This window comes from Xanthomonas euvesicatoria pv. euvesicatoria (assembly GCF_020880415.1).
GTDB lineage: Bacteria > Pseudomonadota > Gammaproteobacteria > Xanthomonadales > Xanthomonadaceae > Xanthomonas > Xanthomonas euvesicatoria.
In genome coordinates this window covers 113498-127784 of the sequence record NZ_JAJIUJ010000038.1, presented here as the reverse complement: position 1 = coordinate 127784, position 14287 = coordinate 113498, and the positions used below count along the sequence as shown (strand labels likewise).

The 14287-nt window shown below is 65.3% G+C and carries 9 protein-coding genes and 1 tRNA gene; 4 read left to right on the top strand and 6 right to left on the bottom strand.

From position 1 onward, the window contains the following. Positions 1-21 precede the first annotated feature (21 nt). Positions 22-663 carry a ribonuclease T gene (rnt, locus tag LN450_RS06530; RefSeq protein WP_008572178.1) on the top strand — a complete coding sequence of 214 codons (642 nt, stop codon included), beginning with the start codon at positions 22-24 and terminating at the stop codon, positions 661-663. Between the two features lie 232 nt (positions 664-895). On the opposite strand, the gene LN450_RS06525 is transcribed toward rnt, so the two are convergent. The 4 genes from LN450_RS06525 to rnr form a co-directional block, all read right to left on the bottom strand. Next, positions 896-3931 (bottom strand): ligand-binding sensor domain-containing diguanylate cyclase, encoded by a 3036-nt coding sequence (locus LN450_RS06525; protein WP_031421999.1) that lies wholly within the window; start codon positions 3929-3931, stop codon positions 896-898. A gap of 264 nt (positions 3932-4195) precedes the next feature. Next, positions 4196-4945: a 23S rRNA (guanosine(2251)-2'-O)-methyltransferase RlmB gene (rlmB, locus tag LN450_RS06520; protein ID WP_011346992.1), complete on the bottom strand. Its 750-nt coding sequence runs from the start codon at positions 4943-4945 to the stop codon at positions 4196-4198. A gap of 308 nt (positions 4946-5253) precedes the next feature. Continuing rightward, positions 5254-5727: a GFA family protein gene (locus tag LN450_RS06515; RefSeq protein WP_011346991.1), complete on the bottom strand. Its 474-nt coding sequence runs from the start codon at positions 5725-5727 to the stop codon at positions 5254-5256. A 273-nt stretch (positions 5728-6000) separates the two neighbouring features. Beyond that, positions 6001-8529, bottom strand: a complete 2529-nt coding sequence (rnr, locus tag LN450_RS06510; protein WP_011346990.1) for a ribonuclease R — start codon at positions 8527-8529, stop codon at positions 6001-6003. A 121-nt stretch (positions 8530-8650) separates the two neighbouring features. Here rnr and LN450_RS06505 point away from each other — a divergent pair. Further along, a tRNA-Leu gene (locus tag LN450_RS06505) sits at positions 8651-8737 on the top strand. A 336-nt stretch (positions 8738-9073) separates the two neighbouring features. Here LN450_RS06505 and LN450_RS06500 read toward each other — a convergent pair. Continuing rightward, complete coding sequence (locus tag LN450_RS06500; RefSeq protein WP_170808587.1) at positions 9074-10597, bottom strand: platelet-activating factor acetylhydrolase IB subunit; 1524 nt, start codon at positions 10595-10597, stop codon at positions 9074-9076. A 294-nt stretch (positions 10598-10891) separates the two neighbouring features. Continuing rightward, on the bottom strand, positions 10892-12073 hold the full coding sequence (locus tag LN450_RS06495) for an acyl-CoA dehydrogenase family protein (protein ID WP_029819122.1): 1182 nt from the start codon (positions 12071-12073) through the stop codon (positions 10892-10894). 88 nt (positions 12074-12161) lie between these two features. Between LN450_RS06495 and LN450_RS06490 the strand changes: the two genes are divergently transcribed. Further along, the gene (locus LN450_RS06490; RefSeq protein WP_011346987.1) at positions 12162-13157 is read left to right on the top strand and encodes an ArsR/SmtB family transcription factor; all 996 of its coding nucleotides are present in this window, start codon (positions 12162-12164) and stop codon (positions 13155-13157) included. After that, positions 13154-14284, top strand: coding sequence for a homocysteine S-methyltransferase family protein (locus LN450_RS06485; RefSeq protein ID WP_011346986.1), 1131 nt, complete (start codon positions 13154-13156; stop codon positions 14282-14284). Before LN450_RS06490 ends, LN450_RS06485 begins: the two co-directional genes overlap by 4 nt. The last annotated feature ends 3 nt before the right edge of the window (positions 14285-14287 follow it).

Genomic DNA, 14287 nt, shown 5'->3' with positions numbered 1-14287 from the left:
CGGCGTGCGACCTGCTAGGCTATGCGGATGAACGAACCGGTCGATGCACAGCCTGCCCCCTCTTTTTTGCCGATGTCGCGCCGCTTTCGTGGCTATCTGCCCGTGGTGGTGGACGTAGAAACCGGCGGGTTCGACTGGAACAAGCATGCACTGCTGGAGATCGCCTGCGTGCCGATCGAGATGGATACCGACGGACGCTTCTTTCCCGGCGAGACCGCCAGCGCGCACCTGGTGCCGGCGCCCGGGCTGGAGATAGACCCGAAGTCGCTGGAAATCACCGGTATCGTGCTCGACCACCCGTTCCGCTTCGCGAAACAGGAAAAGGACGCGCTGGACCATGTGTTCGCGCCGGTGCGCGCAGCAGTGAAGAAATACGGCTGCCAGCGCGCAATCCTGGTCGGCCACAACGCCCATTTCGATCTGAATTTTCTCAACGCCGCCGTGGCGCGCGTGGGCCACAAACGCAACCCGTTTCATCCGTTCAGCGTGTTCGACACGGTGACGTTGGCTGGCGTGGCCTATGGCCAGACCGTGCTGGCACGCGCCGCCCAGGCCGCAGGACTGGACTGGAATGCCGCCGACGCCCACAGCGCGGTCTACGACACCGAACAGACCGCACGCCTGTTCTGCAAGATCGCCAACGCCTGGCCCGGGCCGGTGTGAGGACGGGATTCGTGATTGGGCATTCGGGATTGGCAAAAGCGTCGTGGTTTCTGGATTGAAGCGGCCAATCGCGTACGTTTACCAAGCACGAGCCGCAACCGTTTGATCACGACGCAGCACTGCTGCTTGCTGCCGTACCCTCATCCGCCCTTTTGAGCACCTTCTCGTGCAGGAGAAGGAACGCCTGCACTGCCGTTGCCAATCCCAAATCCCGATTCCCGAATCCCGGCGTCTAACCCACACAGATCCGATCGCGGCCGGCGCTCTTGGCCTCGTACAAGGCGTGATCGGCGCGCTGCATCAGCGACGAGCCGGTGTCGTCGTCGCGCAGCGCGGCAACACCGGCGCTGAAGGTCACCTGCAAGCCCTCGACGCTGGCCCAGTTGTGACGGGCGTGGAAGAGCGCGCGGATGCGCAGGCAAAGCGCCTGTGCCTCGTCCAGCGTGGTGTCGGCCAATAGCAGCGCGAATTCTTCGCCGCCCAGGCGTGCCGGCAGATCCGAGGCGCGCGCGGCCGCCGTCAGGAGCACTCCCACCTCGTGCAGGACCGCATCGCCGCTGGCGTGCGAATAATGGTCGTTGATGCGCTTGAAGTGATCGATATCCAGAATCGCCAGCACCAGCGGCCGCCCACTGCGCCGTGCACGGCTGATATCGCGCGCCAGCGCTTCGTCGAAATGGCGACGGTTGGGTAGCCCGGTCAATGCATCTTCGTGCGCCTGGCGCTCGAACACATCGGACTTGATGCGCAAACGCGTCAATAGCTCGCTCTTTTCCTGATTGGCCTGCAGCAAGCGCTGCGCCTGCCGTTGCAGGTCTTCGGTGCGCTTGCGCACCAGCTCGGCCAGGCGCGCGTTATGGGTCTTGTAGCGATGCAGCAACACCCGATACAGCAGGGCCAGCAGCAAGAGCGCCCCCAGCGCCGCGGCAAAGCGCACATCCTGGCGTTGCCACCACAGCGGCAATACCTCGAACGCCCACACCGCTTCGTGCGGGCTCCATGCCCCGCCCGGATGGCGCGCAGCCACGTGCAGACGATATCGGCCCGGCGGCAGGCCGATGAATTCCACGCTGCGCTGCCGGCCGCGTTCGGTCCAGGTGTTGTCCAGGCCTTCCAGCCGGGTGCGGTACTCGATTCGCTCCGGCAGCAGAAAGCTCATGCCGACGTAGGACACGTTCAAGCGATGCCCGCCAGCCAGTTGGGCGCGCTGGCGCCACACCAACGGGCGGCCATCCTGCTGCGCGTTCTCGATCACTGCCGGCGGCGGGCGACGTTCGCGAAAGCGCTGCAGACGTGAGGGGTCGACCATGCTTACCCCGCCAGCTGTCACCACCCACACCGTGCCGTCGGCGCGCCGCAGCAGGCTGGGGCCGGAACTGCCGTTGGCCTGTGCATTGCCCATGCCATCAATCTCGCCATAGCGTTCGATCGCGAGCGTGCCGCGCCCATCGGCAACTGCATCGAGCGTTTTGAATTCGGTACGCAGCACGCCGCGATTGCTGCTGATCCACGCATTGCCAAGCCGGTCTTGGACAAGCTGGAACACCGTATCGACCGGCATCCCCTGCTCCAGACCCACGCGTGCGAGAACGCCATTGCGCTCGCGATACAACCCGCGGTCGGTCGCGATCCACATGGCATCGCCGATGGCCTGAAAACCGAATACGCTGCGCGCGCCGCCCAGTTGCTCAAGATTCAACTGGCGCAGCTTGCCGTTGCGTAGCACTGCCGCACCATCGACCGAACCGATCCACACCGCGCCATCGACGTTGGCCAATGCGGTCACCACGCTGGCAGGCAAGCCGTCGATCGCCAACGGCGTGCGCTTGCCATCCACCAGCTGCACCACGCCACGCTGGGTTGCCAGCCATACCGTCTCGTGGTCGTCGATCACGATCGCGCGGATATGCCCGCCGGGAATGCCCTCGGCCTCGCCGTAATGGCGCAGCACGCGCCCGGCGCGCAACACGAAGACACCATCGGCATAGGTGCCTACCCAAAGATCGCCGTGCCGGTCCAGCGCCAGGCTGAGCACCGAAAGGCGTCGCCCCGATGGTGTGGCCACCGGCACCGCCACGATGCGCCCGTCCGGCAGCATCCGGTCCAGGCCGGCGGTTCCGGCGATCCACAAGCTGCCGTCGCGGTCTTCCAACATGGCGCGGCTGTAGTCGCCGCTTAATCCATCGCGCTGGCTGTAGCGACTGAACAGTGTCTCGCGCAGCCGGAACAGACCGCCATTTGCGCCGACCCAGATGCTGCCTTCGGCGTCCTCGCGCAGACTGACGATGCGCCCGGTCGGCAGGCTGCGACCGGCCGGCAGATGCTCCACGCCGTACGGCCCGATCCGCAGCAGCCCCTGGTTTTCGCTGCCCAGCCACAGGTCGCCATTGCGATCCTGCAGCATCGCGGTGAAGTGACCCTGCCCCGGCACCCGATGCATCAGCTCGGCGCGCTCGCCCTGCAGGCGATACAGCTGATCTCCCGCAACCACCCACACCGTGCCGTCCGTTGCGCGATACGGCCATGCCAACCCCGGCGGAAACCCGAATGCGGCCGGCGCGCGGTGCATGCGCCCATCCGGTTCGCGGTAGATCAATCCATCGAAGGTGCCGATCAACAAGCGCCCCTGCGCATCGACCACCATGCGCGGAAAGCTGCTCTGCAGCGGTGCGTCATCGTGCGGCGGGAAATAGTCGAAGCGCCCATCCGGCCACAGGCAGCCCAGCCCGTGCCCTTCGAACAACAGCCACATGCGGCCTTCGGCATCCATGGTCATGGCATGGATCAACGCCTGCGGCCACTGCCCTTGCCGCTGCCACTGTCGCCATTGCCCGTCGGCACCATGCCGGACCAGATTGCCGCGCGCATCGCTCAGCCACAGCGCGCCATCGCGATCTACATACAGCGCGCCGACGCCGTTATCGGGCAGCCCCGGGCGCGTGCTGCGGTCGATCACGCTGAATTCCAGCCCGTTGTAGCGCACCAACCCTTCCCAGGTCGCGAACCACAGATACCCGTCGCGGGTCTGGGCGATGTCGCGCAAGGAGTTGTGCGGCAGCCCGTTGCGCGAACTCCAGCTATCGATGGCGTAATCGCGCAAGCGTGCCGTGCCGGCCGGTGAGGCAGCCGCAACAAGCGAACACAGTGCCAACAGCAGGCAGGCGCCGACACCGAGCCAGCGCGGCTGCCGTCTATGTTTTCGTCGTGCTGACGCCTGGACGCCGCAACTGCTCTCGCCTGTTTGCCAGGCGCCCACCCCATCGTTCATCACACACAACGCGCCGTTCGCTGGCGATATGGTAGGCAAAAACGTCGCGCTGCGTTCGACGGTGGCTGCGCATGCCTGGAAAGCCTTGCTGCACCTCCCTGCGCGTGCGCCAGTCAACGCCTCGCGAACCGCATCTGCGCGGAACATTGCGCAGATGCCCATCGGCAATGCAACGATCAAGCGTTGGCGCTGCTGTGCATCGCGTAACGCGCGTGGGTTACGCAGGCCGGCATGCCTGCGCTCGCGCCTGATGCATGCGGGCCGTTAGGTGCCCAGGCGCTGGCGCACGGCCTCGAACAGGGTCACACCGGTCGCGACCGACACATTGAGGCTTTCGATTTCGCCGGGCATCGGGATCTTGACCAGGCCGTCGCAATGCTCGCGGGTGAGACGGCGCAGGCCATCGGCCTCGCCACCCAGCACCAGCCCGACATTGCCGCGCAGATCCACGCTGTATAACGAAGCCTCTGCTTCGCCGGCCAAGCCATACAGCCACACACCCTGCTTCTGCAGGTCGCGCAGGCAGCGCGCCAGGTTGGTCACCGCCACCACCGGAATGCGGTCGGCCGCACCGGCGGAGGTCTTGCGCACGGTGGCGTTCACCGTGGCCGACTTGTCCTTGGGAATCACCACTGCGGTGACCCCGGCCGCTGCCGCACTGCGCAGGCATGCGCCAAGGTTGTGCGGGTCCTGCACGCCATCGAGGATCAGCACAAGCGCGCGCCCTTCGGCGGCCTCGACCAACCCTTCCAGCTCGTTCTCGGCCCACAGCCGCGCGGCGGCATAGCGTGCGGCCACGCCCTGGTGGCGTACCTGCCCACCCACACCGTCCAGTGCCTGGGTATTGACCCGGCGGACGTCGATGCCCTTGCGGCGCGCCTGTTCTTCGATCTCGGTCAGGCGCGGATTCTTGCTGCCGGCCTCGATCAACACCTCGCGCACGTTGTCGGCGTCGTTCTCGACGGACGAGGCGACAGCATTGACGCCGACGATCCACTGGTTCTGCTTGCTCATTGCGGGCATACGAAGAGGTAAAGGGGAATGGTAGGGCCTGCGGCCTGTCACGTCACGGCCGGTGCGTGGAGCCCGGCGATGCCAACGACGCGATGCGGCGATGGCACTGGTGCTGGACGCGCAGCGCCCGGGGCCAATGGCGCACGCCTGCATTGACCGCACGCCGGCCGCGCACCCCATCGTGTCGATGGATGCCTGCCAGATGGCGCACTGGCGCGTGTTGCCGCGGCCAGTGACGGCCGCGAGCGAGGTGACGCCATTGCTGCTCGCATGCCGCGATCAGCAGCACAACAAACCAAAGCCTTTTCTCACGCCGGCCAATGCGCAGTGTCGTGATCGGGATGTTGTCGCGACACCACGCTGGCCAAAAAAGCCTCCGCGGCGGCATCGTCTTCGGGTGGACGCGTAGGCAGCTGCGCCAGGCCATCGACGAAGGGCAGTTTGCGATCCAGTCCATATTGGATATGCGGCGGCAACTGCTCGGGCGTGTCGAAGGCACCTGCCGCGACTGCCACGCCGTCGGGTGCCTCATACGTCAATGGCGTGCCGCATTCGGCGCAAAAACCGCGCTGCACGACATTCGACGATGCAAAGCGCTTGGGCTCGCCACGGGTCCAGCGAAACTCGGTGCCTCGCACAGACACCAACGGCGCGTAATACGCGCCGAATGCCTTCTGACACATGCGGCAGTGGCAGATCGAAGCATCCACCAACGCACCACGCACATGAAACCGCACCGCCCCGCAATGGCAGCCACCGCTATATTCGCTTGAAGTGTCCATGCCCCGCTCCGCGTCAGTCTGTTATGGACATCATTGCAGACCCACTCGCCTGCAACAGCCCACCTGCCTCTCTCACAGCGAATAACACGACTGCGATCACGGCCAAGCGGATGCGGCCAATCGTGGGAGTCGCCGTGAACCGCTGGCGCGCCGCGGCTCATCAGCCTCGTCTACACCCGCCCGACGACCCGCGCTTCATTTTAGTGGCTGCTTGTCACCACCACCTCGCGTGGCGGGCTGCCAGTTCGGCCGCCCGCAGCGCCGTCCTGCAACTCAGTACGACTTCTTCTTGCGCTTGGTCGGCTTCTCGCGTGGCGGCAGCGGCGCTTCGGGCGCTGCACCATTTTCGTCGGCCAGGCGGAAGTCGATCTTGCGCTCTTCCATGCTGGCCTTGAGCACCAGCACGCGCACCGGGTCGCCGAGGCGGAACTCGCGGCCACGGCGCTCGCCGCTGAGCGTCTTGCGAATCGGATCGAACTGGTAATAGTCCTGCGGCAGCTGCGTGACGTGCACCAGGCCGTTGACCTTGGACTGCGTCAACTCCACGAACAAACCAAATCCCGTCACACCGCTGATCACGCCATCGAACTGGCCGCCGACGTGCTTTTCCATCCACGCGGCGCGGTAGCGCTCGTCCACTTCGCGCTCGGCTTCATCGGCACGCCGTCCGCGCTCGGAGCATTGCAATGCCAGCGCCGCCATCTGACGCGAGGTATAGATGAATGTCTGCGGGCTGGCGCCGGTCAACGCATGCTTGATTGCGCGGTGTACCAGCAGATCCGGGTAACGCCGAATCGGCGAGGTGAAATGCGCGTATGCCTCCAACGCCAGACCGAAATGGCCGTTGTTTTCCGGCGAATACACCGCCAGGCTCTGGCTGCGCAGCAACACCGATTCCAGCAACGCCGCATCCGGGCGCGCGCGCACTTTCTTCAGCAACTTGGTGTAGTCGCCGGGGCGCACCTTGCTCCATGCCGGCAAGCTCAACTGGAACTCCTTGAGGAACTCCAGCAGGTCTTCGTACTTGCTCTCCGGCGGGCGCTCATGCACACGGTAAGGCGCAGGCACATGCACGCTCAGCAGGTAGCGCGCCGCCTCGACGTTGGCGGCGATCATGCATTCTTCGATGAGCTTGTGGGCATCGTTGCGCACCAGCATGCCGGCCTGGGTGACTTCGCCGGTGTTGTCGAGCACGAAGCGCACTTCGGAGGTTTCGAACTCGATCGCCCCGCGCTGCGTGCGTGCCTTCGACAGCACGTGATACAGCTGATGCAGGCGCTGCACCTGCGGCAGCAGCGGGCCGATGAAGGCCTTGGTGTCCGCATCGTCTTCGCCCACCGCCTTCCAGACCTGGTTATAGGTCAGGCGTGCGTGCGAATTCATCACCGCTTCGTAAAAACGCGAGCCGGTCACTTCACCATCGCGTCCCACCTGCATGTCGCAGACGAAGCACATGCGGTCGACCTTGGGCATCAGCGAGCAGATACCGTTGGACAGCGTTTCCGGCAGCATCGGTACCACGAAGCCGGGGAAATACACCGAGGTGGCGCGCTTTTGCGCTTCGTCGTCCAGCGGCGTCCCGGGACGGACGTAATTGGACACATCGGCGATTGCCACCACCAGACGGAAGCCGTCGGCATTGGGCTCGCAATACACCGCGTCGTCGAAATCCTTGGCGTCTTCCCCATCGATGGTGACCAGTGGCATCTGCCGCAGGTCCACGCGCCCGCCGATCATCTGCGGCTCGACCACCAACGGCACGGCCGCCGCTTCGTCCAGCACTTCCTGCGGAAATTCGTGCGGCAATTCATGGCCGTGGATGGCCATTTCGACGACCAGCGACGGCGTCAGCTTGTCGCCCAGTACCGCGATGATCTTGCCGATCGCCGGGCGGCGCGCGTCCGGCGGCGCGATCAGTTCGCAGACCACCAATTGGCCTTCGCGTGCCTCGCCGATACCGTCCGGGGCAATCTGCACATTGCGCTGGATGCGCTTGTCGTCGGGGTCGACGTAAGCCACACCGTGCTCATAGAAAAAGCGCCCCAGCATGCGCGACATGCCACGTTCGAGCACGCGCGCAATGGCACCTTCGCGACGGCCGCGATGGTCGATGCCGGTGACATTGGCGAGCGCGCGGTCGCCATGCATGACCTTGCGCATTTCGAACGGCGGCAGGAACAGGTCGTCGCCGCCCTCGTCGGGCTTGAGGAAACCGAAGCCCTCCGGGTTGGCGATGACCACGCCGGCGATCAGGCTGGTCTGCTGCACCGGCGCGTAGCCACCGCGGCGGTTCTGCACCAGTTGCGCTTCGCGCACCATTGCGGCCAGGCGCTTGCCCAGCGCATCGATGCGGTCGCTCAGATTGAGCTGCTCGGCAATTTCTTCGGCGGTCTGCGGACCGTCGCAGGCTTCAAGCAATTGCAGGATCGCCTCGCGGCTGGCGATCGGCTCGGCATACCGAAGAGCCTCGCGCTCGGCATGCGGATCCTTGAATTCGGCAGTCGCAGGTGCAGCGGTCTGGAAGCGTTCCGGCGGCGGCGCAGACGGGCCACTCTTGCGCGGATGCGGAGCGCGCGGCGCAGGCGGCGCGGACGCCGGCTGTGGCGAGGCTTTGGAGGGGTTGGATGCTTTGTCGGCAGCGCGCTTGTTGGCGGACTTGGTCGATGCGCCGGCTGCGGCGCGGACCAGGAAGTCTGGCATCCAGCCCGGCAACTTCTGCTGTTCGGCAGTGCTGGAATCGCCTGCGCCGGTGGATTTGCGGCGACTCGGCCGATCGGAATCTGGGGTTTTTTTCTTTGTCATTGCTTACATGGTACTGCGTGGCGCGGCGGGATGGGCAGCAAGGCCGGCGCGACCGCCGACGATTGCCGCATGGAACCCATTGACAAGCCGGCCGGGGGCCTGCAAAATTCGCGGCTCACCTGCCCAGGTGGCGGAATTGGTAGACGCACTAGCTTCAGGTGCTAGCGGGGGCAACTTCGTGGAGGTTCGAGTCCTCTTCTGGGCACCAGTTTAAAAAGACCTCCGAGCAATCGGGGGTCTTCTGGTTTCTGGGGTTCGAAAATGCAGTGCGCTGCACTCGATCGCCGCGCCCTTGCCGGCAGCCCGGCCCCGGCTCGCTCTTTCGGCGTTGGAAAACGGCAGACCAGCTCACTGCCCGGGGCGCAGATGGCCTCGCTTGAGCCCTTGGCCATCATCACGCTCCACGCCGGAAAGTGGCCCCGCGCACTCCTGAAAACCAAGCGCGCCTGCCGGCCCGCGCGACCCGGCAGCGCGCGGGCGGCCGCACTATCACCCTTACCCGCTGCGCTCGCTTATCGATGAATGCGCTCGCGTGCCGCTACCGTTACGGCGCAGCGGTAATGCCCGCCTCGCGCAGCGCCTGCGCCCAGATGCGGTAGCCGGACTCGCTGGGATGGGTGCCATCGGGCATCAGCGCTTCGGGCAGCGTGCCGTCGGGCTGCAGCATCTTGGGGCCGATATCGACCAACTGCACCGCCGGATCCTTGGCATAGCGCGCGACCAGCAGCCGGTTTGTCTCGGCGATCGGCGCGCGCCGTGCATCGTCGGGGTTGCGGCCACGCGGCATGATCGCCATCAGGATCAGCTTGCTGTTGGGCAGGCGACGGCGCACCTCGCTCACCACCGCCTGCACACCCAACGCCGCTTCAGCCGGGGTGCTGGCGCGCGATTGCGCGGTGCCGCTGAGATTGTTGGTGCCGATATGCAGCACCACCCAGCGCGGGTCCAGACCATCGAGTTCGCCCTGCCGGATGCGCCACAGCACATTTTGCGTGCGGTCCCAACCGAATCCCAGATTCAGGACCGGCCGCGTGCCATACAACCATTGCCATGATTCGGGGCCACTGACGCGCGTGGCCTGCGGCAGCCCAGACCAGAAATGCGTGATCGAGTCGCCGATCATCACCACCTCCGGCTTCAGGCTGCGCGCGACGGCCAGCGCTGCGTGGTGGCGTGCGTACCAGTCGTAGGAATCCTGCTCCAGCCAGTCGACCGGCATCAGCGAGGTCGCCGCGTCACGGCCGAGTTCGGCCACCGGCTTGACCGGTGGCTCGCCCAACAGCCGCGCCAGCGTGGGCTCGATCGCTTCGGCCAGCATGCGCTGCCCCCGCGTGTCCGGATGCAAGGCACCGGCCGCCGGACGGAACCGGGTGTCGTAAAACAGATCGGTGCGGAGTATGCCGTCGCGCTGGAAGACCGAGCTCACATCCAGATAGGTCACGCGTGGGTTGTCGCCGTAACGCACGGCCAGGCCCTGATTGATCTGCGCATCGCGCCGCGATTTTTCGCTGGAGAGATCGCTGGGCAACACGCTCAGCAGCAGGATGTGCGTGCGCGGCAGCTTCTGCTCGATCGCCGCGACCACCGCATCGATACCGAGTTGGGTCTGCTCGGCGGTTTGACCGAGATGGCCAGTGTTATTGGTGCCGATCAGCACCAGCGCGACCTTCGGCTGCAGCCCATCGACTTCGCCATTGGCCAGCCGCCACAGCACGTTTTCGGTGCCGTCGCCACTGAAACCCAGGTTCAGCGCACCGCGGCTGCCGTAGAAGGTTTGCCAGGTCGGTCGGAAGTCTTCGTCCGGCGCCTTGGCTTTCTCGTAGTTTTGAGTGATCGAATCGCCGATCAGCAGCAATTTGGTATCCGGGTGCTGCTTGACCTGCTCCAGCACCTGCGCATGCCGCTGCGCCCACCAGGACTCGCGCAGACGATCGGTTGGCACGATCGAAGGCGGCGAGGTTTGCGCGCCTGCCGTCGTGCAGAACAGCAGCAGCCCCCAGCACCACAGGGTATGCGCTAAGCCGGAGCGTGAAACACGGGGCGAAGCAGCGTGCGAAGACCGGGACATGCGCGCACCAGACACGGGAGAAGCGTCGATTGTGGTCCGCGCATGCAACGCAGGACAACCCTTGGCATAGCCGCCCTTGATGATCACAACGCACTGCAGCGAGCACTCCGTCGTTGCCGCGTTGCTGCGGCAATGCTGAGGGAATGACGGGCTTCGCCGCGACCCTGTCATGCCGCGTGCGATCACCAAGCGCTGGATTGCCGAGGCGCCCGCGTCGATTTCGGTGATCTTGGCATCGCGGAAAGCCCTCCAGCGGTGCCGCGCGCAGCGGCAGCGCTGGGGCGCGCCAAGACCTCAGCGCAGCCCGGTCTCGCCGCGCGCGATCACCAGGCGCTGGATTTCCGAGGTGCCCTCGTAGATTTCGGTGATCTTGGCGTCACGAAAGTAGCGCTCCAGCGGCATTTCTTTCGAATACCCCATGCCGCCATGAATTTGCACCGCCTGATGGGTGATCCACATCGCCGCCTCGGATGCGGTGAGCTTGGCCACGGCCGCTTCGGTACCGAACTTTTGCCCCTGCCCCTTCAACCACGCCGCGCGCAACGTCAGCAGCAGCGCCGCATCCAGCTTGCACTTCATGTCGGCGATCTTGGCCTGGGTCATCTGGAACGTGCCGATCGCCGCGCCAAATGCCTTGCGCTCCTTGACGTAGGCCAGCGTGGCCTCATACGCCGCGCGTGCAATCCCGACCGCTTGCGAGGCAATGCCGATGCGCCCGGCATCCAGAACGCTCATCGCAGTCTTGAAACCCTCGCCTTCCACGCCCAGCACCTCGTCGGGCTGCGCAACGTAATCGGCAAACTCGATTTCGCAGGTGGCCGAGGCACGGATGCCGAGCTTGGGCTCGGTCTTGCCGCGATGAAAACCGGCGCGGTCGGTATCGACCATGAAGGCGGTGATGCCGCGCGAGCCCTTGTCCGGCTCGGTCACCGCAAACAACACGATGTACTTGGCCACCGGGCCGGAGGTAATCCAGCTCTTCTTGCCATTGATGACGAAGCTGCCATCGGCCTGCTTGACCGCGCGGCAGCGCATTGCCGAGGCATCCGAGCCGGACTGCGGCTCGGTCAGCGCGAACGCACCGATGTGCGTGCCCTCGGCGATCGCGCGCACGTACAGCTGCTTCTGCGCTTCGCTGCCGTTTTTGAGAATGCCGGTGCAAAACAGCGAGTTGTTGACCGAGACGATGGTGGAGTGCGCGCCATCGGCCGCGGCGATTTCGATCATCGCCAGCGCATAGCTGATCGGGTCCATGCCGGCGCCGCCGTACTCGACCGGCACCTCGATGCCCATCAGACCGTTTTCGCCAAGCAGGCGGATATTTTCCAGCGGGAATTCGCCGCTACGGTCGAATTGCTCGGCGCTGGGCGCGATCTTTTCCTGCGCGATGCGGCGCGCCACATCCTGGATCATCAATTGTTCTTCGGTAAAGCTGAAATCCACGTCGCACCCCTTCAGGCCTGAGCTGGACCCCATTGTAGCGCCAACCATTCGCATGCGTATGTAGTTGACCGCACCTGCCGCCGGCCCGAAAATATCTCCATATCGCGATATAGAGATATTCATGGATCTGGAAGACTGGTCGGCCCGCTTGAAGGTATTCGCCGACGCCACCCGAGTCCGCCTGCTGGCCTTGCTGGAGCAGGAAGAACTCACCGTGGCCGAGCTGTCGGCCATCACCCGGCTGGCGCAGCCGCGGGTGTCCACGCACCTGGCCAAACTCAAGGAAGCCGGGCTGGTCCGCGACCGCCGCGCCGGGGTATCGGCGTATTACCGCTTCGACGAAGTGTCGCTGGACCCGGCGCAGCGCGCGCTGTGGCTGGCACTGAGCACCGGCAGCGACGATCCGTTGTTGCGCCAGGATGCCGAGCGCGTGGCCGCGGTGTTGGCCAACCGTGCCGCGGACCAGAACTGGGCCGATTCGGTGGCCGGCGACATGGAGCGGCATTACTCGCCGGGACGCACCTGGGAGGCCCTGGCGCGCACCGCCTTGCCCCTGCTGGAAACCGGCGACGTGCTCGATATCGCGTCCGGCGACGGCGTGCTGGCCGAACTGGTGGCACCGCATGCCACCCGCTATATCTGCATCGATACCAGCGCGCGCGTGGTTGCGGCCGCCAGCGAGCGCCTGCGCAAACTACGCAACGTGGAAGTGCGCGAAGGCGATATGCATGCGCTGCCATTCCCCGATGCCAGCTTCGACCTGGTGGTGCTGATGCACGCACTGACCTACGCGGCCAAACCGGCGCAGGCGGTGGCCGAGTCGGCGCGCGTGCTGCGCCCGGGCGGCCGCCTGCTGCTGTGCAGCCTGGCCAAGCACGAACACCGCGCCGCGGTGCATGCGTACGGCCACGTCAATCTGGGGTTTGCTGCCAAGGAGCTGCGCAAGTTCGTTGAAAAAGCCGGGCTGGACGTCTCCAGCCTGGAGACGGTGACACGCGAAAAACGCCCGCCCCATTTCGAAGTGATCTCGTTGATTGCTGTGAAGCCGGGAATGGGGAATCGGGATTCGGGAATCGCCGACCGCAGCGCCGCTGTCTCACGGAGCATCGCATCATGACGCCTGCAGCACTCCACTCCCCCGTCGCACATGCCCTGCCCTGGCTACGTCCCGAGCGCGCAGCCAAGCTCACCGCCGCGCTTGCCGAGCGCATCCTCATCATCGATGGCGCGATGGGCACCATGATCCAGCGCCACGATCTGCAGGAGCCCGATTACCGCGGCACCCGCTTTGCCGAGGGCTACGACAGTGCGCACGTGCACGGCCCCGGTTGCGACCACGCACACGTACCGCAGGGCCACGATCTGAAGGGCAACAACGATCTGCTGCTGTTGACCCGCCCGCAGATCATTGCCGGCATTCATCGCGCCTATCTGGATGCAGGTGCCGATCTACTGGAAACCAATACCTTCAACGCCACGTCGGTGAGCCAGGCCGACTATCACCTGGAACATCTGGTGTACGAGTTGAACAAGGCGGGCGCGCAAGTCGCGCGCGCCTGTTGCGACGAAGTCGAGGCGTTGACTCCGCACAAACCGCGCTTTGTGATCGGCGTGCTCGGCCCCACCAGCCGTACCGCCTCCATCAGCCCCGATGTCAACGATCCCGGCTACCGCAACACCAGTTTCGATGCACTGCGCGAAACCTATCGCGAGGCCATCGAGGGCTTGATCGATGGCGGCGCGGATACGCTGATGGTGGAAACCATCTTCGACACGCTCAACGCCAAGGCCGCGTTGTATGCGATCGAAGAGGTCTTCGAGGCACGCGGCGGGCGTTTGCCGGTGATGGTTTCCGGCACCATCACCGACGCATCCGGGCGCACCTTGTCCGGACAGACTGCCGAAGCGTTTTATGCATCGGTCGCGCACGGCAGGCCGTTGTCGATCGGCTTGAATTGTGCGCTCGGCGCCAAGGATCTGCGCCCGCACGTGGAAACCTTGGCGCAGATCGCCGACGCGTATGTCAGCGCGCATCCGAACGCCGGCTTGCCGAATGCCTTCGGCGAATACGACGAAACGCCGGAAGAAATGGCGTCCACGCTACGCGAATTCGCACAGGCCGGCCTACTCAACCTGGTCGGCGGCTGTTGCGGTACCTCGCCGGACCATATCCGCGCCATCGCCGAAGCGGTCGCCGATCTGCCACCGCGGCAACTGCCTGGCGCACAAGAGCTGGCGGCGTGATGC

Excerpts from the sequence above, each read along its gene's own strand:
- rnt (WP_008572178.1), top strand. The coding sequence starts at position 22 with ATGCGGATGAACGAACCGGTCGATGCACAGCCTGCCCCCTCTTTTTTG.
- rnr (WP_011346990.1), bottom strand. The coding sequence starts at position 8,529 with ATGACAAAGAAAAAAACCCCAGATTCCGATCGGCCGAGTCGCCGCAAA.
- LN450_RS06490 (WP_011346987.1), top strand. The coding sequence starts at position 12,162 with ATGGATCTGGAAGACTGGTCGGCCCGCTTGAAGGTATTCGCCGACGCC.
- LN450_RS06515 (WP_011346991.1), bottom strand. The coding sequence starts at position 5,727 with ATGGACACTTCAAGCGAATATAGCGGTGGCTGCCATTGCGGGGCGGTG.
- LN450_RS06485 (WP_011346986.1), top strand. The coding sequence starts at position 13,154 with ATGACGCCTGCAGCACTCCACTCCCCCGTCGCACATGCCCTGCCCTGG.
- LN450_RS06525 (WP_031421999.1), bottom strand. The coding sequence starts at position 3,931 with ATGAACGATGGGGTGGGCGCCTGGCAAACAGGCGAGAGCAGTTGCGGC.
- LN450_RS06500 (WP_170808587.1), bottom strand. The coding sequence starts at position 10,597 with ATGTCCCGGTCTTCGCACGCTGCTTCGCCCCGTGTTTCACGCTCCGGC.
- LN450_RS06495 (WP_029819122.1), bottom strand. The coding sequence starts at position 12,073 with ATGGGGTCCAGCTCAGGCCTGAAGGGGTGCGACGTGGATTTCAGCTTT.
- rlmB (WP_011346992.1), bottom strand. The coding sequence starts at position 4,945 with ATGAGCAAGCAGAACCAGTGGATCGTCGGCGTCAATGCTGTCGCCTCG.